The sequence below is a fragment of the Anabaena sp. FACHB-83 genome, from assembly GCF_014697485.1.
Classification (GTDB): domain Bacteria; phylum Cyanobacteriota; class Cyanobacteriia; order Cyanobacteriales; family Nostocaceae; genus Nostoc_B.
The window spans coordinates 61,989-82,104 of sequence record NZ_JACJRY010000012.1 but is presented as its reverse complement, the minus strand read 5'-3'; the positions used below and the strand labels follow the sequence as shown (position 1 = coordinate 82,104).

At 39.8% G+C, this 20,116-nt stretch carries 14 protein-coding genes; 8 read left to right on the top strand and 6 right to left on the bottom strand.

The features are described from left to right. Positions 1-25 precede the first annotated feature (25 nt). The 4 genes from H6G79_RS16235 to H6G79_RS16225 all read right to left on the bottom strand — a co-directional run bounded on the left by H6G79_RS16235 (position 26) and on the right by H6G79_RS16225 (position 2,366). On the bottom strand, positions 26-1,591 hold the full coding sequence (locus H6G79_RS16235) for a DUF262 domain-containing protein (RefSeq protein WP_190591721.1): 1,566 nt from the start codon (positions 1,589-1,591) through the stop codon (positions 26-28). Between the two features lie 138 nt (positions 1,592-1,729). Continuing rightward, positions 1,730-1,999 carry a type II toxin-antitoxin system VapC family toxin gene (locus tag H6G79_RS37740; RefSeq protein WP_396019806.1) on the bottom strand — a complete coding sequence of 90 codons (270 nt, stop codon included), beginning with the start codon at positions 1,997-1,999 and terminating at the stop codon, positions 1,730-1,732. Next, the gene (locus H6G79_RS36785; protein ID WP_242048406.1) at positions 1,921-2,130 is read right to left on the bottom strand and encodes a hypothetical protein; all 210 of its coding nucleotides are present in this window, start codon (positions 2,128-2,130) and stop codon (positions 1,921-1,923) included. Before H6G79_RS36785 ends, H6G79_RS37740 begins: the two co-directional genes overlap by 79 nt. Further along, on the bottom strand, positions 2,130-2,366 hold the full coding sequence (locus H6G79_RS16225) for a hypothetical protein (RefSeq protein WP_190591722.1): 237 nt from the start codon (positions 2,364-2,366) through the stop codon (positions 2,130-2,132). Before H6G79_RS16225 ends, H6G79_RS36785 begins: the two co-directional genes overlap by 1 nt. Positions 2,367-2,939: 573 nt before the next feature. Here H6G79_RS16225 and H6G79_RS16220 point away from each other — a divergent pair. From H6G79_RS16220 to H6G79_RS16185, 8 genes are all read left to right on the top strand, one after another. Further along, complete coding sequence (locus H6G79_RS16220) at positions 2,940-3,977, top strand: NADP(H)-dependent aldo-keto reductase (protein WP_190591776.1); 1,038 nt, start codon at positions 2,940-2,942, stop codon at positions 3,975-3,977. Positions 3,978-4,032: 55 nt separating this feature from the next. Continuing rightward, positions 4,033-5,157, top strand: coding sequence for an aryl-sulfate sulfotransferase (locus tag H6G79_RS16215; protein ID WP_190591723.1), 1,125 nt, complete (start codon positions 4,033-4,035; stop codon positions 5,155-5,157). A gap of 282 nt (positions 5,158-5,439) precedes the next feature. Beyond that, positions 5,440-6,105 carry a glutathione S-transferase family protein gene (locus tag H6G79_RS16210; RefSeq protein WP_190591724.1) on the top strand — a complete coding sequence of 222 codons (666 nt, stop codon included), beginning with the start codon at positions 5,440-5,442 and terminating at the stop codon, positions 6,103-6,105. A gap of 442 nt (positions 6,106-6,547) precedes the next feature. After that, positions 6,548-7,081, top strand: a complete 534-nt coding sequence (locus H6G79_RS16205; protein WP_242048405.1) for a hypothetical protein — start codon at positions 6,548-6,550, stop codon at positions 7,079-7,081. A gap of 119 nt (positions 7,082-7,200) precedes the next feature. Continuing rightward, complete coding sequence (locus tag H6G79_RS16200) at positions 7,201-8,088, top strand: P pilus assembly protein, chaperone PapD (RefSeq protein WP_190591725.1); 888 nt, start codon at positions 7,201-7,203, stop codon at positions 8,086-8,088. Between the two features lie 451 nt (positions 8,089-8,539). Further along, complete coding sequence (locus H6G79_RS16195; RefSeq protein WP_313933921.1) at positions 8,540-11,509, top strand: carboxypeptidase-like regulatory domain-containing protein; 2,970 nt, start codon at positions 8,540-8,542, stop codon at positions 11,507-11,509. Between the two features lie 193 nt (positions 11,510-11,702). Continuing rightward, on the top strand, positions 11,703-12,968 hold the full coding sequence (locus tag H6G79_RS16190; RefSeq protein WP_190591726.1) for a pitrilysin family protein: 1,266 nt from the start codon (positions 11,703-11,705) through the stop codon (positions 12,966-12,968). A gap of 95 nt (positions 12,969-13,063) precedes the next feature. Next, on the top strand, positions 13,064-14,347 hold the full coding sequence (locus H6G79_RS16185; RefSeq protein WP_190591727.1) for a pitrilysin family protein: 1,284 nt from the start codon (positions 13,064-13,066) through the stop codon (positions 14,345-14,347). A gap of 455 nt (positions 14,348-14,802) precedes the next feature. Here H6G79_RS16185 and H6G79_RS16180 read toward each other — a convergent pair whose 3' ends face one another. Then, positions 14,803-15,189, bottom strand: coding sequence for a CVNH domain-containing protein (locus H6G79_RS16180; RefSeq protein ID WP_190591728.1), 387 nt, complete (start codon positions 15,187-15,189; stop codon positions 14,803-14,805). A gap of 255 nt (positions 15,190-15,444) precedes the next feature. Then, positions 15,445-20,070, bottom strand: a complete 4,626-nt coding sequence (locus tag H6G79_RS16175; RefSeq protein ID WP_190591729.1) for a GAF domain-containing protein — start codon at positions 20,068-20,070, stop codon at positions 15,445-15,447. Positions 20,071-20,116: the final 46 nt, after the last annotated feature.

The following is a 20,116-nucleotide window of genomic DNA, read 5'->3' as shown; positions in this document are numbered from 1 at the left end:
AAGTGCATTATTTTCAATAAAATATTTAATGCTTAACAGTTGTATTACAGTATAAGTGAGTCAGTTGTGCATTATTTAATGTACCCAAACCACCATCTGCTTTTCTTTTAATATGGTCTATGGAGTTAATACGACTGGGGATATAACCACCACAAATTTTACATCGTGGAGTCCCAGGTAAAGCGTCTCTAATAAAAGCTGCTGCTTTTGTTTCCCGCGAAAATTCCTTAGTTTGTATCTCACTTGTATTATTTCTTGCCTTAGTTTTTAAAGAACCAAAACTTTTTTCAGCTATGATTTCTTTTATGATATTTTTCTTATCTATTTCTTGAAGTAGTTTTTCAATAATTCTGATATAAAAATCTTTAACTTTCTCTCTTGCCTTAACTGCATTTCCATGTTTGCTAACAATTTGTGGCACCATATCATCTTGCCAAATTACCCACTCAAAGTCTTTTCTGACTTTTATAAATTGAGAAAAATATTTCGTTTTTTCCAAATACAACATTAAAGTGACAATGCCATAGAATGATCCAATTTTCGGCTTTCCCGCACTAGTGTAAAAATATATGATGGGGTGTAACCCCAGAGATGAAGGATGATTACTATTTATCCTTTGCACTACCTTCTTGCAATTTTTTAGTAGCTCTACAGTTTTGTCTCCTGTTGGATCTTCTCCTAATTGATCATCGACTTCTATATAATTAACCATATTTATAAACTCTAATATGACTTCAAGTTTTTCAGAAGTTGATAGATTGCCTACTATTGGTACATCTAAGGTTTTAATAGGATTTTTTAATTTAGGTTCAAAAATTAGTTGATGTATTTCTTGAGCTAGTTCTTCAATTTCGTTTTGTTTATCTTGTGAGAAGTCCGACCAATACTTATGACCATTACCACTTCTCATAATTGCACGAGCGGCGACACCATTAGGTGTTTTTCGTGCTTTTAATAAACGCATTTCAGTTTCACCAATTGGTGCTGCTTTCTGGTTAATTTTGAAGAAAGATGCTTCTGCTTTTTCTGAATCACCTTCAACCCACTGAAGCTGGATACCTAAAGCTCCTAAGTTTCTTGCTCTATCAAGGAACTTTTGATCTATTTGACTTTGATTTTGTGTTAACGATTGATAATCTTTGTAAGAACCTATACTTACTTTAATTAACTTTCTTACTTCCAAAGCCGCAGATTTTTGCTCTTCTGTAATATCTCCATCATAAAATTCTTTAGAAATTTTACCATCACCATAGTCATCATTTATCCAGGCTATTAAAGAACTAAGACGGTGAGAGCCATCAATTACAAAATAATAACTACTTGAACTTCGCCATAGAATAACAGACGGTATTAAATCGCCATCTAAAAAACTTTCTATAAATTCACATATTTTCTGAGCTTCCCATTCATTAGTTTCTCTTTGAAAATCAGGTTTACGTAGAAATGGATAGAAAAAAGAACTCTTCTCTAAATCCCGAATTGATATCATCGGAATATTTCGTCCTATATTTTGACCTTGTTGTCCTTGTACTTCAAATGCTTCTCTAGGGATAAGTGCGTCTAAACTAACTTTCTGGCTATCTTTTACCATACGAATCTCCTTATTAAAACAGTGGATATTTATACTATATTTAGTAGCTACTTAAAAAAGCAAGTTATGAATTTTTATTCTAAATGTTATATTTCGCAATTTAACTAACTTTAAACCGCAACTATCAAAACCTTCAAATTACCAAATAACATTTATTCCAGATGCAGTTATTTTGGAGTCTCGGCTAATTAAGGGTAAACCCAAATGCTTGGCTGTAGCGGCAATTATTCTATCAGGCATATCAGGAATACTATCTCGTGATATTGTTGCCAATGCTGCGACTACCTCACCTGTAAGATGCGCTAAAATTAACCCACTATTTTCAGCTATTAATGCAGCACTAGCTGAGTCTTCATTTGTGCTGATATACGCCCTTTTTCTTGTAGATAAACAATTTCTACAAGGCAAATTGTCGGAATGTAAATAGAAATTTCACCGCGATCGCATCTTTCAAAGGCCTCATTAGCAGCATTGCTGAGGTTTTGACTATCTTCTAAATACCATATCAAAGCATGAGTATCAGTGACTAAATCATTCATCAAATATCCTCACGGGGAAAATTTGACCACGTTTGTTGTCTTACCTCAGCAATATCTGACTCAGTTATGTTACTACCCTTCCAAATTCCTCTTAAGGAAGTGCGCTTTGGTGGCTGAATTTTGACCAACTCTTGCTCAATTTGAGGTGCAATTTGTTCAATCAAGCGTATTTTATCTACTAACGAAAGTTGCTTTATTAATGCAAGCGCATTTTCCAGGGTAACTGCTTTGTCCATTTTTGCTGTCTTGAGCCATCATTAACAGCTTATCATTCCCATTAAAGGTTGTGTTATTTAGCTAAAACCCTTACACATCATACCCTTGCACCTCTCAACCCAGTCTCCATAGACAGCCTTTGTGCGTAAGACTTGGGATATAAACTTTTGTAACTGAGAAATCTTGATAACTTTCTGGTACAATCTACGGTAACTGGACAGATTTATAGTACTTTATTTAAAAGGTCTCATACTGTTACTGGATAAAAATGTAATTTATTAGTTGTTGTAGGAACTTTGTTTACAAGGTCTCTATAAACTTTGTGGAATGCAGATGCTCATAAAATGAATAGCAAAAATAGGCTTGATCAAAGCCACTATTTTTGTTAGAAAAAATATTTTTAGCCTGATATTTATGAGATATATTCTGTAAATTATATGGTTAAAAAATTGTGAAAATATCATATTTATTCAGAGTTTGGTCATTAGATAAGAATACAAATATAGTTGACAGGATTCATCGGATAATCATTAAATTATAAAGTCGATATTTTGACTAAAGCCAATTATTTGATTACTCAATCACACAAAAATATGCGTTATAACCAACTAGGTGAAAGTGACCTCAAAGTTTCAGAGATTTGCCTTGGTACGATGACTTATGGGCGGCAAAATAGCATTGCAGAAGCCCATCAACAGCTAGAATATGCTATTGCTAATGGTGTTAATTTCATTGATGCGGCGGAAATGTACCCAGTACCACCGCAAGAGGCTACTTATGGTTTGACAGAAACATACATTGGCGAATGGTTGAAAGACCAGCAGCGAGATAAAGTTATCGTTGCAACTAAAATTGCTGGCCCTGGACGTGGTTTTAAATGGTTACGTGGCGGGGCAGATGCCATTGAGCGCGATAATATTAAACAAGCTGTAGATGATAGCCTGAAAAGATTACAAACAGACTATATTGACCTTTATCAAATTCACTGGCCCGACCGATATGTGCCACGTTTCGGTCAGACAATTTTTGACCCCACCCAAGTAAAACCATCTGTGCCGATAGTGGAACAGCTAGAAGCTTTTGCTGATATTATTCAAGCCGGAAAAATTCGTTATCTTGGGTTGAGTAATGAAACTCCTTGGGGCGTTGTGCAGTTTAGTAATGCTGCTAAACAGTTAGGATTGCCAAAAGTGATTTCGATTCAAAATGCTTACAACTTACTCAACAGAGTATTTGATGGAGCTTTGGCTGAAACAGTTTATTACGAAAATGTTGGTTTATTAGCTTATAGTCCTTTAGCTTTTGGTTTTTTAACTGGTAAATATCTCAATGGCAAACCAGAAAATACCAGAATTACCCTATTTGAAAACTTTGGTCAACGCTATCTCAAACCAAAAGTCACCTCGGCAGTTGCAGCTTATGTAGAACTAGCCAAACGTCATCAACTTAGCCCTGCACAATTAGCTTTAGCATTTGTGCGGAGTCGTTGGTTTGTTACTAGCACAATTATTGGTGCAACAACCCTAGAACAACTCAAAGAAAACATAGACAGTGCGAATGTAGTTCTCAGTAAAGAGATTTTGGCAGAGTTGGATGAAATTAACCTTCAACATCCCAACCCAGCACCTTAAAAGTTTTGCATTCTGCTACTTGAACTCCAAAATTTAGCGATTTCCCAGGTAGAACATGACTCTCGCTACAACGTTTGTTGAACAAAATACTATCCGTCGTCGGGGTACTGGCTTAAAAGCTTACAATCCTGAGAAAGTTTTCAAAGGTTATACACTCTTTACACCGTTGACGGGTAATGGAGAAGTATATCTTTTGGACTTGCAAGGGGAAGTGGTACATCAATGGAATTTGCCTTATCCGCCAGGGTTATATGGTTATCTTTTGCCGAATGGCAATTTGTTCTATAACGGTAAGACTCCAGAGATTCCACCGCGTTTTCCTTTGTGGTCGGCGTTTAAAGGTGGCGTAGTTTTAGAAGTAAACCCCAAAGGCGATATTATCTGGGAATATCAGCATCCAGATCATCATCATGATGGGCGAAAACTCCGCAATGGCAATGTAATTTTATTAGCCATTGAAAAGATACCTCAATCTCTGGTTCCTCGCATCAAAGGCGGTATCGCTGGCACAGAAGCCGATGGTGATATCTATGCTGATGTACTTTACGAAGTCACACCCACAGGCGAAATTGTCTGGACTTGGCACGCCTACGAACACCTCGACCCAGAGAAATTTGTCATTACTCCCCAAGACCAACGACATGAATGGACTCACGGTAATACTGTGGGGGAACTGGCTGACGGGAATATTATTGTGAGTTTCCGGAATATTTCTACCGTTGCTATTATCGATCGCCAAACCGGAAATATCATCTGGACTTTGGGTGATGATGTACTGGCACAGCAGCATTTTCCTAACGAATTACCTAACGGCAATATCTTGATTTTTGATAATGGCGCACATCGTCGTCACACAGCGTTGAATTTTTCTCGTGTGATTGAAGTTAACCGCCAAACTCAAGAAATTGTTTGGGAGTATACCGATAGTCCACCACACAACTTCTTCAGTTCCTATATATCAGGAGCGCAACGCCTTGCGAATGGTAATACTTTGATTACCGAAGGTGCTTATGGACGCATCTTTGAGGTGACTGGAGAAGGAGAACTAGTTTGGGAATACGTCAACCCCCATTTTGCTGCTCGTAATGTCCCTGGGGAGAAGTCGTTGGTAGCTCGTGGGGAACAGAATTCAGTCTTTCGCGCCTTCCGTTACGCACCTGAAGAAGTGCCTTGGCTGTAAAGAAGGCAGTGGTTCGACTCCTTTCGACTGCGCTCAAGGCAAGTCGCTCACCAACCGACTGCGGTGGATGGGTTTCCCGGCATAAAGGAGACAGTGCCGTGGGCGGGTCTCCCGACTTGAGGCAACTGTCGTCAAGTGGCGTTAGCGCAGCGTTAGCGACGCAGGAGCTTCACCCGAAGGGCAGGAGGTAAGAAAGTTTTTCTGTCTCTGCCTGACTAACAGATTTGGGATGAAACTGTCCCAAAACCGACTACAAATTCCGATTCACAAAGGAACGTAAACATGGCTGAAGTTAAAATATATAGCGCCGTCGTTTGTCCTTTTGCTCACCGTTCTCGCTTGGTATTGCAAGAAAAGGGAATCGACTTTGATTTGATTGAAATTGACTTGCAGAATAAGCCAGAAGGATTTACAGATATTTCCCCTTATGGCAAAGTACCAGCTTTGGTGCATGGCGATCGCCGCGTTTGGGAATCTGCTGTTATTAATGAATATCTGGATGAAGTATTTCCTAATCCGTCATTGTTACCCAACAATGCCATAGGTAAAGCCCAAGCTCGCATCTGGATTGATTTTGCTAACACTAGATTCGTTCCCGCTTTTTCTAGCCTGTTGAGGAGTCCAGATATCCAAAAACAAGAAGAAGCGAAAAAAGAACTCTACAAACATTTAGAATTCATCGAAAACGAAGCATTTGGGAAGTTGTCGAAAGATGGCCCCTATTGGTTTGGTGAATCTATTAGTTTGGTAGATTTTACCTTCTTCCCTTGGTTCGAGCGTTGGGCTGCACTCAAGAAATATCGTGATTTTCCCCTACCAGCCGAATTCACCCGTCTGAAACAGTGGAAACATGCTCTCAAAGAAAGAGATTCTGTCAAAGCGATCGCTAATTCCAAGGAATTTTACATAGAGCGTTATGCTAGATTTGCGACACCTGTTGCAGTCTAGTCTGGCAATTATTGAGATTGCTAAACTTAGCCAAGCATCCATAATGTAAATACTTATACAAGTTTAAAAAGTATTTACCACAGATACCTGATCTAACTTAAGGCACTTTTCCCTGTTTTTAAAGGGGAAAGTGCTTAGTTTTCTATATTATTATTTTTATTGCTAGTATAATTTTAAATCCGAGTTTTTACTCAAAGCTAAATTCGTAAAATTAAGCATAAGTACGGTGGATAAATGCTGAGATACACAGCACAATAAGATTTATGAAGTTAAGGCAAAGAAGGGTATCAACAGAAATTTCTTATCAGGGAATCTACCTTTTCATAACCTTAAACTTGAGATTGCTTGCAGTAGTTGTTCTTTCCTTATGACTCTTGGCATCTTTGCGTTAGACCAACAAACATCTATGCAGGACTAAGTTAACCACAATTAGATATTGCTGTTGAATATTCATCGCCAACTTCAGTTAACACAATTAATTGAGGAACCAGCAATGATTCGTCGTCTTTTTATCGCTTCAGCTTTGATTTTAGGAAGTTTTGCTGTTACATCTAAAACATTTGCAGCTGATACGGAAAATGTGCCGTTTGGTGGTTCAGTTGTTGCGGCTTGTTCTTTTCCGGGTACACCTGGTAATGGTACTTTAGGCAACCCCACAGCTACTACTTTGAGTAGTGCGTTAGCAGATGGAGGAACCAAAGGAACTGCACAGGTATCATGTACAGGCAGTACTGGGAGTCTCAATATTACAGGTGTTACCCAAACAGCCGGGCCGACTCTCGCTTCTCCTGTATACACTGCAACTGCTGCTGGAGGAACAATTGCTGCCACTTTTACTGCTGGAGTGGCTGGTGCGCCTCAAACGGTGCTTCCTGGTACAACTATTCCTTTAGATGTACACATGCTTGTGGTGAATAGTAGTGCTTTAACAGCAGGAACATACGGCTTTACTGTTAATTTAACAGTCACACCTTAAAGATATTAGCTTGTTTGTTATAACTTGAGTTCTGGTTTAAAGGTAATCCCATAAATCTTGTTTACTCAACTCAAGTTATATCTACCTTATATTACTCAAGAGATTTAGAGAAAAACATCATGATTAGTAATTTGACTATAACAAAATTGGGAGTCTTACTCAAGAATTTCCAGCAGCAACATAGTATGATTATTGCCGCTACTTCTCTGAGTGGTTTGGCATTATCAGCAGGATTTTTTAACCCTAAGACGGCACAAGCACAAGTCCAAATTTCTCCGATGGTAATTACGGCTAAGGCGCACCAAGGACAAGCAGAAGGTGTAATTAATGTCAAAAATATGACTAATGAACCCTTCCGCGCTCGTGTATATGTTCAGCCTTTTACATATCATCGAGATACAGGATTTCAATCTTTGAAATCTAGCCCAACAGACCTTTCCCCTTACTTACAATTTTCACCAGGGGAACTGACAATTCCGGCTGGTGCGACTCGACGCATTCGGTTATTAAGTCAACTGCCACCTAACTTACCAGATGGTGAATATCGAGTGGTGATTTTTACTGAAAATCTCAAAGAAATTCGTGCAGAAGATGTTAATGGCAATGCCATTAGTATCATTGGTAAAGTTGGTTCTACTTTCTATGTTCGTAAAGGGAATGTATCACCTAATTTAATAGTAGATAGCGCCCAATTAAATGCTTCTGCAAAGAAAATTCAACTGTTGGTTAAAAATACAGGTACGGCTTCGGTTTTACCCACAGCTATATGGAATTTAAAAAGAGCAGGAAAAGTGATCAGAAGTGGACAATTACCACCAACAGCTATTGTGGCTCAAAGCGATCGCAATTTTTTCCTCAACCTTGTAGCTCAAAATCAGCCAGAAATTACGCCTGGTCAATATGAACTCAGTGGTGAGCTATTGTGGAGTGAAGGCTTGGCAGAAAAAACGGTTCCTTTCAATGTCAATTTGACTATACCTCAAACTGCGGCATCTGCTCTTCGTTAATCAGGTCAGACTATTTCCTGATAGATTCAGCATTCTTTCTACTTTGTACCTTTGTGTATTTGGAGTTATTAATTCACGAAGGTACAAAGATATAAATATAGCAGAAGGCAGGAGGCAAAGTCTTACTATTCCTGGCATTCAAGCTTTGAAATTTTCCTAACATTTCTGACTACCGCTATAGTTTTGATAGTTGTAATAATTATGCAGATTTGACGCTACAAAATTCTGATAATTATTACTAGACCTCTTGCATAAATCAGATTATGCCTACTAAACAAGCGAATGATCTGTAACTCTTTGCGCCTTTGCGCCTTTGCGTGAGACTTAAAATTCGTGTTTCATAACATTCGTGCAAGAGTTCTACTAATTTTGGTAAGCATTCAGACTTGCTCAAGCTTAGATAATCAATCCTATAAAAAATTAATTTAATTTGTAACTCTTTTAAAATACTGTGTCTTACTTAATATCTAATACTGAACTTTCCCCAGATACTAATTATTTACCATCTGTAAATGCGATCGCTCAACCACAAACTGCTGCATCATTGTCTTCAGCAAGTTCCACTCCAGTAGTTATTAAACCTAGCGCACCCGAAAATTTACCGCCTCAATACTCTCCCATCGACAAAACTTTAACTCCCACAGCAACTATCAAATCCTCCGCTTCGCAGACTCGTGAATCAGAAATACAGCAGTTTGCGCCAGTCGTCGCACCGCCCGAAAGCTTTGCTCCCGAAGCTTCTTTATCTCATCCAGTTAAATTATCAGATGACTCAGAAATACAGTTTGCGCCAGTCATTGCACCGCCAGAAAGCTTTGCTCCTGAAGCTGCTTTATCTCATACAGTTAAATTATCAGACTCTTCATTGCAGACTTCCCCAGAAGAGAAAACAAAAGCGAGAAGCGAACCACCATCGATTAAAGTGCCAATCTCAGAAGAGTTACGGGTTTTTCCCGTGGGGTTAGATGTAGACCAACGTCCCAGCATTAAAAGTGTGTTAATGCGTGGTCGAGAAGATGGTATGCAAGCAATTAATTTTGAGCAATGGTTGATACCTTATGAGGCTGTAGTTAGGGCTTTGCAACTCAATGTCACAACTTTAGCTGATGGTCAATTAGAAATTCGCGCTCCTGGTTTGGTGACTCGAATTAATCCGCAAAAACTCACAAATGATCCGCAATTGGGATTGGTGTTTTCTGTCGCTCAGTTGCAAACTTTGTTAGGAGTCACAGCCAAATTTGATATTAGTGATTATGCTGTGCGCTTAGAACGCCCTTGGTTGCTCAAAGCCACCCAGGTAATTGCACCACCAGAACCCATTGTAGAATTAGCTGGATTACCAGAAGTTCCGGCTCCTGGCTTGACTTTGACCGCCGTTGAGCAAAAATTGAACGTTAGTGGTTCAGCTAGTGGTGCGTCTAATTATCAAGGAGACTTCGCCGCAGTGGGTACAGCTTTGGGTGGTAGTTGGTTCGTACGTGTTAATCAACCTCAGTTTCAAAATCCCACAGCTTGGCAAGTTGCAGAAGCACAATTTCTCCGACAAACAAATCAAGCTGATTATGTGATTGGTTCACAGGCTCCTTTTTGGTTGAGCCAAGGTACTGGTGATTATTGGGGGTTGACCACAATTCAACGCTGGGGATTTCAACCGCCCAAAACTGTTGGTGGTGGTTTATCGCCCAATCAAAGAATGCAGTCTGATCAAATTGGGCGGGTAATTACGGGAAAAGCCGCACCAGGAACTTTAGTGAGACTAACTCAAGGTTTAGGCGATCGCATTATTGCCGAAGTTTTGGTAGATTCTTCGGAAATTTATCGCTTTAATGATGTCAAAGTTGATACGCGATTTTTAGGGGCAACTTATCAACTGTTGCTTTATCCCCAAGGAAGATTAACAGAAACACCAGAAATTAGAAATGTGACATTTTCTACCTTACCCGGACAACTCCCCGCCGGCGCAAGTGCGTTGGTAGTTTCTGGTGGTTTCCGCAGACAATTTGCGGAGGCTAATTCTGTAATTGGGGAGTTTGCTGATTTTCGTGGTGGTGTGGCCCAACGCTGGGGTTTATCTCCTGATTTAACAGTAGGTTTGGGTGGTGTTTACGATCAATCATTTCGCGGTTTGGCAGAAATATTTTATCAACCCCAAAATCTGCCGTTAAAAGTGGCTTTATCGGCTTTGAGTGGCGATCGCTGGGATATTAATACTAATGTCACATTTGATATCTCACCTCAGATTAATACGCGATTTACGAGCGATCGCTATAAAAGCCGATTTGATTTTGATTGGCGAATGTCTCCTTGGTTGACTTTACTTGGTGGTGTCGATAGCAAAGAAGGCGGATTTGGCGGTGTGCAAATTGCTCATAACCGCAAAAATTCTTTTACCTTTGCGCGGATGACTTTCAATACCCAAAGTCATGTACGCTGGAATTTATTGCATCGTTGGGGACAACTAGAGTTAAACAGCAATGGTAACGAAATTGCTTCAGCATCGGAATTAGCTTACTATCTTTCTCCCAAGAAATTTACTCACCAAGGCAACGCCTTATTTTTGGGTTATGAAACTAGTAATATTTTTACTCAAAGCGATCGCCTCGCTACCTTGGGATGGCGCTATCGTTCCCCACAACGCTCTTTGAATGGTAACTATTTTTGGGAAGCACAACTAGCTTATGGTATTGGTTCCCTCGGTTCTGGGATTATTGCAACTTTAGGCACTAATATTCTCCCTGGCTTATTACTCCGGGGACGTTATCAAGGCATTTCCACCACATCCAATGAACCAAGTTTTGGCTTAGAGTTGGTATCTAGTCTCGACTTGCAAAGAGGTATCAAGCCTCACCCCTCTCGCCAAGCGAACAACTTACGTACTCAAGGCGGAATTTGGATTCAGCCATTTTTCGACCGCAACGGTAACGGTAAACGCGATCCCAATGAACCTATATATTTGGATCAGCCAAACTTACTATTTACCATTAACAATCAACCTTTACAGTCTTTTGCACCCACAATTCAAAATGATGGCGCTTTGATTTATTTATCTCCCGGCAAATATCGCCTTGACCTCGATCCGGCTGGCTTTCCAGCCAACTGGCAAACAGCCATTGAAGCTTTAGCCGTGGATGTAGTTGCTGGCAGTTACACACCTGTTATGCTACCCATGATTCGTTCTTTTACTCGCTCAGGCGTGGTTACTGATTCTCGCGGTAAACCAATTCCCGGTGCCAAAGTCGAAGCCATAGAACTAAATTCGGGACAAAAGCGATTCTCCGTTACCAATGGCGCAGGAGTCTATTATTTGCAAGGTTTACAGCAAGGTAACTACAAAATAGAAGTCAATGGCCAGCCGCTTAACACCGAAAATTTACAACTACAAGAAACCTCAGCACCATTTCAAGAACTCAATCTTCAGTGAAATAAACTGGGTTAGCGGTTATGGATCAAAGCTAAAGGCGGAAATATATACAGAAATGAAGTATTTTGTCTAATTTTGGCTAAAAATTTTACATTATAAATATTAATCAATCTGTATCAAATGATTCTAATTTAGATTTAGTTAAGAGTTAAGATGACCAGATTACGTTAAATTGTGGTTAATCTACAAAAAATTGTCACAACAATTAATTCATCCTGTTTTCCCAGCCTCGATTTTAAAACTTGATAATGGTCTAACATTGATTCATCAAGAGATTCCGACTACTCCCGTGGTTGTGGCGGATGTATGGGTGCGTGCTGGAGCAGCCAGAGAGCCAGAACAGTGGTTTGGGATGGCTCATTTTTTAGAACACATGATTTTTAAAGGGACAGCCACAATTGCCCCTGGAGCTTTTGATTATAAAATTGAAAACCGTGGTGGCGTGAGTAATGCAGCCACCAGCCACGACTACGCTCATTACTGCGTGACAACTGCTGCACCTTATTTAGAAGATACCTTGCCTTATCTGGCAGAAATACTAGTCAATGCGGCTATTCCTGACGATGAATTTCTGCGCGAACGAGATGTAGTACTAGAAGAAATTCGCTCTTGTTATGATGATCCTGAATGGTTGGGATTTCAGTCTTTGATCAAAAATGTGTATCCGCAGCATCCTTATGGACGTTCGGTGCTGGGTACAGAGCAGGAACTGATGCAGCACTCAGCCGATGACATGCGCTGTTTTCATCGCGCTCACTATCAGCCAGAAAATATGACTGTGGTAATTGTGGGCGGAATTGAAAAAGCCAAAGCCTGGGAATTAGTGAATCAATCATTTGCTAATTTTGCTCCACCTGTTGATTGTCCACCATCTATTACAGCCCAAAAACCGTTAATTCAAGGTATACAGCGTCAAGAACTGTGTTTACCCAGGCTAGAGCAAGGGCGGTTACTCATGGCTTGGATTGCACCGGGAGTTGACCAACTCCGCACGGCTTATGGCTTAGATGTGTTATCTGTATTCTTAACAGAGGGGCGGACTTCGCGCTTAGTGCGTGACTTGCGGGAAGAACAGCAATTAGTGTATGGAATTTGTAGTAATTTTTCTCTACAAAAAGAATCGAGTTTATTTACTATCACTGCTTGGCTAGAACCAGAAAACATCGAGAAAGTAGAGTACTTAATTCGCAGTCATTTACATGATTTGCAAACTGACGGAATTAGGGAACAAGAATTAGCGAGAATGCGTAGGTTGTTATGTAATGAGTATGCTTTTTCGACGGAAACGCCCAACCAATTAACAGGGCTGTATGGTTACTACAACACTATTGCTCAAGCGGAAGTAGCCACAACTTATCCAGAGCAAATTCAGTCATTTACTACCCAAGAACTGCAACAATTAGCTAAACAGTATCTTTCACCGCAGAATTATGCAGTTACTATCCTGAAACCATGTTAGTCCAGATGTTTTTCTAGAAAAGGCAAGGGAGCAGGAAGGCGGAAGCATACAAAATGACCATTGACTATTGACCATTGACCATTGACTATTAAAAAATGACTCCAACTGTAAAACCTTCCCTGTCTCATTCCTTGATTCATCGCACCGTACTCAACAATGGCATTGTTGTGTTAGTGGCAGAAAATCCGGCGGCGGATATTATTGCTGGGCGAATTTTTCTCCGGGCTGGTAGTTGTTACGAACAACGAGAACAAGCCGGGTTAGCACATTTGCTTTCGGCGGTGATGACTAAAGGCTGTGAAGGGCTTTCGAGCTTAGAAATTGCCGAACAAGTAGAATCTGTAGGGGCTAGTTTGAGTGCAGATACCTCTACAGATTATTTTTTATTGTCTTTAAAGACTGTCACCTCAGATTTTCCAGAGATATTGGCATTGACGGGAAAAATTTTGCGATCGCCCACCTTCCCCGATGAACAAGTAGAATTAGAACGGCGGTTAGCCTTACAAGATATTCGCTCCCAAAAAGAACAGCCTTTTACTTTGGCTTTTGAGCAAATGCGGCAAGCAATATACCAAAATCATCCCTATGCGATGTCGCTGCTAGGTGATGAAACTACCATGAGCCGCATTACTCGCCAAGACTTGGTGCAGTATCACCAAACTTATTTTCGTCCCGATAATTTAGTTGTGAGTATTGCTGGCAGAATTACCTTAACAGAAGCTGTCGCCTTAGTAGAGCAAGTGTTTGGTGATTGGCAAATACCCCCACAACCGTTACCAGCATTGCATCTGCCCGAAATTCCCGTGAATCCCCAAAGTCTAATCAAGCCGCTACAAACACAACAATCTATTGTGATGTTGGGTTATTTAGGGACAGCCGTCAATTCTCCAGATTACGCCCCACTGAAACTGCTGTCTACCTACTTGGGCAATGGCTTATCTAGTCGTTTATTTGTGGAATTACGCGAAAAACGCGGTCTGGCTTACGAAGTCTCGGCTTTTTATCCCACACGCTTGTATCCTGGTGCGTTTGTTGTTTATATGGGTACAGCCCCAGAAAATACTACCATTGCCATTGACGGACTGCGGACAGAGGTAGATTTACTGTCGGCGACGGAAGTTTCTACCAACGCCTTTCAAGCTGCGAAAAACAAAATTCTTGGACAGTATGCTTTAGGTAAACAAACTAACGGACAAATTGCCCAGATTTACGGCTGGTATGAAATTTTAGGTTTAGGAATTAATTTTGATAGCCAATTTCAACAGCTAATTGCGGACGTGACTGTTGCAGATGCTCAAGCTGCTGCTAGTCGGTATTTGCAAACCCCTTACTTATCTTTAGTTGGTCAGGAAGAGGCTATTAATTTGGCATTGAATTGATATGTGAACATATAGAGACAGGGGGGACAAGGTAGACAAGGGAGACAAGGAAGATAGACAAGATAGATTCATATCTTGCAGCATTCTCAATAACTGTAGGGTGGGCAATGCTCACAGTAAATTTTTAGCATTGCCCACCTTATACCATTTTGGATTTTAGATTTTGGATTGGGTAAGGGTTGATCGGTAAGCTTTTGAGCCATCAATCTGTCGCAATCATTTTTTAATTTGGTATTACCTTAATTGCAAGTCCCCAACTGCTGCAAGATGTAAGTAGACAAGGGAAGTCAGGACTACTATACGGCAGTCCTGACTTCTCTAGTAATACAAAGATGGTGATTTTGGGACAGGAAACAAGGAATAGAAGAGAGCTAACAATATAGTTCTAAATGAGAACCAAACCAATCTGTTCCCCGTTTCCCGTCCTCATTCCATGAGATTGATGTTTCTAGATGTTACTCATACTTTAGAGTGCCATCAATATTGGCAATGTGGTCGTCAAGGTTTATTGTGGTGGAAACCCACTGTTGAGCGCGGGTTTTACATTGAGCACTTAGACGTGAACCAACTAGTTGGGTTCCTCTGCAAGTCTCAATAAAGTTACCGGGTTGCCACTTCAGACTACCATTAACATTTTCAACTTCTGGGTTCAAATTAATAGAACTAGTTTTGTAAACGCCACCACTCGCTCTTTCGCAAGTAGATGTTAGAACAGAACCTTGAATACTAGTGTTACGACAAGTCAAGCTAAACTGACCCAAAGCCAAGGCAGAATTTGTGGTCATAAAAGACACAACAAATGTGAACAGGACGGCAATACATAGTTTCAGAACTGATTTCATTGTTTTCATCTCCAAGATAAAGAAAATCTAAACAAGGACAGACATTACAGCTATCGCTTCTATACAAACTCTATCCAATTGGGTGGTTTGTACGGGGCTATTATCAAGCAAGAATTTTTAAAACGACAAGGGTAATGATATAAAAGTTTATACTTGTGTTCAGAGTATTTTCAGTAGACAGCAAAGTTGAGCGATCGCACAAAAAATGGCATCACTGGTAGTTGTTAATACAAGGGTTAACTACCCTCTACTTTTTTAATTACAGGATTGTGTTAAAAATGCTTTCACTCGATTGACAAAATCTTCTAGTTCTGCAATTAGTTCTGTACTGCCGCGACGTTCTTGATAAAGAGCGAGTTGTTCTAACTTTTCCGCCGCTAAATACATAGATTTAGCACCAATGTTGTTAGTAGTACCTTTAATTTGATGGGTTTGTTGTGCCATTTGCTGAAAGTCACTGTTAGCGATCGCAGCTTTGATTGACTCTAAACGAGACTGCATATCTTCAACAAAAATTTCTAATAATTGCAATTCAAATTCGGCATCATTTTCGGATAACTGATGTAAATGTTCCCAATCAATAAAGAATGTATTACTATCCTCATCATTAATAGCAACTGGATGTTCAGTAGCAATTAAAAACTGACTCCAATGTTCTAAGACTGCGGCTAAATTTTCTCTAATTACAGGCTTGCTTAAATAATCATCCATACCTGCATCAAGACATAATTGTTTATCTTCTTTCATAGCATTGGCCGTCATCGCAATAATCACTGGACGACGACGGTGAGCAAAATCACCTTCATACCAACGATGAATTTCTTTGGTCGTTTCCAACCCATCTAAAACGGGCATTTGGCAATCCATAAAAATTACATCGTAAGGAATTTTTTCTAATAGTTGTAAAACTTCTTGACCGTTGGCAGCAACATCGGCATTGTAACCCAAGCTTTTTAGTTGTTTGAGCGCAACTTTTTGATTGACTAAATTATCCTCAGCCACGAGAATTCTTAATTTAGAGGAGCCAGTAGCCAGACGAGGGTGACTATTTTGTAAATTGTTCATTTCTAACTCCTGATTATTTGGTAGATGCTGTGGTGGGGAGTGGAAACCTAAAATAGTAATGAGAGTATCAAGGAGCCGAGATGGCTTCACAGGTTTGACTAAATAGGCTGCAAATCCCATTTCTAGCGATCGCTGCATTTCATCCCGTTGATTGGTAGATGTCAGCATAATCAGAGGGATCTCCGCCATTGCAGATTGAGCCTTAATCATTCCTGCTACAGCCATCCCATTGATTGGGGACAGCATATCAATTAAAACCACATCATAGGGTTTTCTTTGCTTGTCAGCCGCTTCTATCGCCCGGATAACAGCCTCCGCACTATCAGCTTTGTCCACCTGCATTCCCCAACGAGTGGCTTGATAATCGATAATTTTGTGATTAGTTGTGTTGTCATCTACTAAAAGCATCCGGCGATCGCGCAAAATTCCGCGATCGTCCATCATGGTGACTGGTTGCAGTTGCTTGGTAAAAGGAATCTCAAACCAAAATTCCGAACCTTTACCTAACTGGCTGTCTACACCAATTTCCCCTCCCATTAAAGTTACAAGTTGCTTGCAAATTGCCAATCCTAAACCAGTACCACCATACTTGTATTTATTAGCAGTATGCACTTGGGTAAATGGAGTAAATAATTGATTTTGGTTTTCTGTGGTAATTCCCAAACCAGTATCGATCACCGCAAAACGAATATTAGCTGTTGTGGTATTTTCCCAACGCAATTCGGCTTTAATTAGTACTTCTCCCACACTAGTAAATTTGATGGCATTACTAATCAAGTTCATCAAAATTTGTCGCAGACGACTAGCATCACCTTGGAGTTGTGTCGGCACATTGCGATAAATTAACGCAGCAATTTCTAAGTTTTTTTGATGCGCTTGGGGGGCTAATAAATCTAAGACTTCTTCTACACAATTGGCTAAATCAAAATTGAGGGTTTCTAAAGTCATTTCTCCAGCCTCAAGTTTTGATAAATCCAAAATCTCGTTAATCAGACTTAACAGTGCATCACCACTAATCCGAATGGTTTCGATAAAATCTCGCTGTTCTTGATTGAGGGGAGTTTCTAACATTAAACTAGTCATACCCAAAACAGCATTCATCGGTGTGCGAATTTCATGACTCATATTCGCTAAAAATGCACTTTTGGCTTGAGAAGCTAATTCTGCTTGACGACGAGCTACTTCTAATTCTTCTCGTTGTTGGGTTTCTACTTTGAGCAATTGAGCTTGGGCAATAGCAATCCCGACTTGATCAGCAATTTGCCGCAAAAGATGAGTTTCAAAACTTGACCATTGGTGAGGCGAAGCACATTGATGAACAATTAATAAACCGCAGAGTTCCTCTTTAACCAGAATTGGAATGACTAAATTGGCTTTGACCCCAAGCTTTTGCAATAATTCTAGATGACTTTGTTGAATACTTAGTAAATCTAACTCGCTATTGATGGCGATTTGCTTTTGGCGGTATTGTTGTAAATAGTATTGTTGTTGATATTCTGTTTGTAAGTAAGAGTCGGCAATATTTTGTTGTTTGATTGATGGCCAGTCAGAAACTACAGCCTCAACTAGCATATTATCTGAGCCATGACTAGATATTTGTGAAATTAATACCCGGTCAGTTTGCAGAATTTTTTGGACTTCTTTGGCAGTGATTTCCATAATCTCTGCTATTTCTAAAGATTGACGAATTTTGAGGGTGATTTCTGTCAATAATTGCGATCGCAAGTTTTGTCGTTGTAGTTCTTCTTCCGCTTTTTTGCGTTGAATAAACTGCCCGACTTGTTCCCCAATCGAATTGAGAATTTTACCTAACTCTTGGTCATATTGTTGAATTTGCTGGCTGAAACAAGTAATTACCCCAAAGATTTTATGTTCGCTGCGAATGGGGAAACCAAAAGCGCCATGCAATCCCATTTGGTTCGCTAGTTGATGGCGCAAAAACCTGTGGTTATTGGCAACATCAGTAAACCACACCAGTTCACAATTAGCCCAAGCGCAACCAGGTAATCCGATTCCTGGTGCAAATGAAATTTCCTGACTCACAGTGGTAAACTCTTGTATTTCTAAAGAATCCCGATGCCAAGAGTCAGAACATCTGAGTACATTTGTTTGTTGGTCAACTATCCAAATTTCGCTGACATCCCATTCCAAGTTTTCACCAATAGCTTGCAAAATCTGGGGAATGGTTTCGGCGATCGTGGTAGATTCTGCTAAGACACGGGTAATTGCATATTGTGTCTTTAGTTGCTTTTGGGCGCGTTTGCTATCAGTAATATCAATCCCTGTACTGATGACATATTCCACTGCGCCTTCGTAGTTTTGCAAAATCGCATTTGACCAAGCAATTAGTCGTCGGCTACCATCTTTTGTTACCCAACAGCTTTCGTAATTTTGATAGCCTTGATGCTCACTTGATTGCAACTGAGCAAACGCAACTTTGACTGGCTCGATTTCTTCAGGTAATAAAAATAAATTCCAGAAATATCTTCCCCTGACTTCATCAAATGAGTAACCTGTAATTTGCTCACAAGCATGGTTAAAGCGAACAATTTGCCCTTTGGCATCAAGTACAATCACCAATGCACTAGCTGTATCTAAAACTGCGGAGATAAAGTTGCGTTCTTCGTTGAGTGTATCTTCTGTTAACTTTCGGGCTGTAAATTCACAATAAATCAGGTAGTAAACCACAGCTAAAATCACAAAGCTCAGACAAATAGCAAAAGCCAGAATTAAAATTGTGTAGCGCGTGCTAACTCTGTCTGTTTGTGACTGCTCTTTTAATAACTGCTTTTGTTCATTTTCTATGGCATCAATAGCTTGGCGAATATCAGCCATTAAATTGTTTTTTTTATCTGCCAATATAGCCTGCAATGCTACATTAAAGCCTTTATCTTGACGCAAATTAATAGTTTTTTCGAGGATATTTATTTTATTATTTATTAGGCTTTCTATGACGATTAATTGCTGTTTTTGACGCGGCTTATCTGTTGTGTGTTTTTGCAGATTTCTGATTTGTCCATTAATATTTTTTAGTGCTATTTGATATGTGTCAAAATCAGCCTGATCTCCTGTAAGTATATAATTTATTTGCCGAGCTTCGGCATCTTTAACATCAGACAGCAGTGTTTCTAAACGGGAAATTTGCTTTTGAGTTTTTTGAATTTGATGGTTGATATTAATAAATATTTTGGTATTTTTATAAGAAATTAAGCCGATTAAAACTAAAATTATCGAAGCTAACCCAAAACCGCCAGTAACTCTTTTAAAAAAATCTCTATGTACCTTTTGTTTGTGTTTACGTTCATTCGTTATGCTGGCTAAATTTGCTAAATTCCGTTGCAATTCCATCTGTTTGATGACTTGTCGCCCCAGAATGCGTAATGCTTCGATTTGTTGTGGAGATAAATTACGAGGCACACGGTCAATAACGCAAAGTGTACCCAAGGCATAACCTTCAGGGTTAATCAATGGCACACCAGCATAAAATCGAATGTGGGGATTAGAAGTAACCAAGGGGTTTTTCGCAAAACGTTCGTCAGCTGTGGCATCAGGGACAATAAAAACATCAGACCCTAAGATAGAATACCCACAAAATGCAATATCTCTGGGTGTTTCTGTTTCGTTCAACCCAACTTTTGCCTTAAACCACTGCCGATTTTGATCAATTAAGCTAATTAAGGCAATTGGTGTTCCGCAAATATACGAAGCTAAATTAGTCAAGTCATCAAATGCGGCTTCTGATGGAGTATTGAGGATTTTATACTCTAAAAGTGCCTCTATTCTTTGTGCTTCGTTATCGGGTAATGGTGCTTTCATCCTAATTATTTACAGATGTGTTAAACAACTTGGCTAATGCAATCCC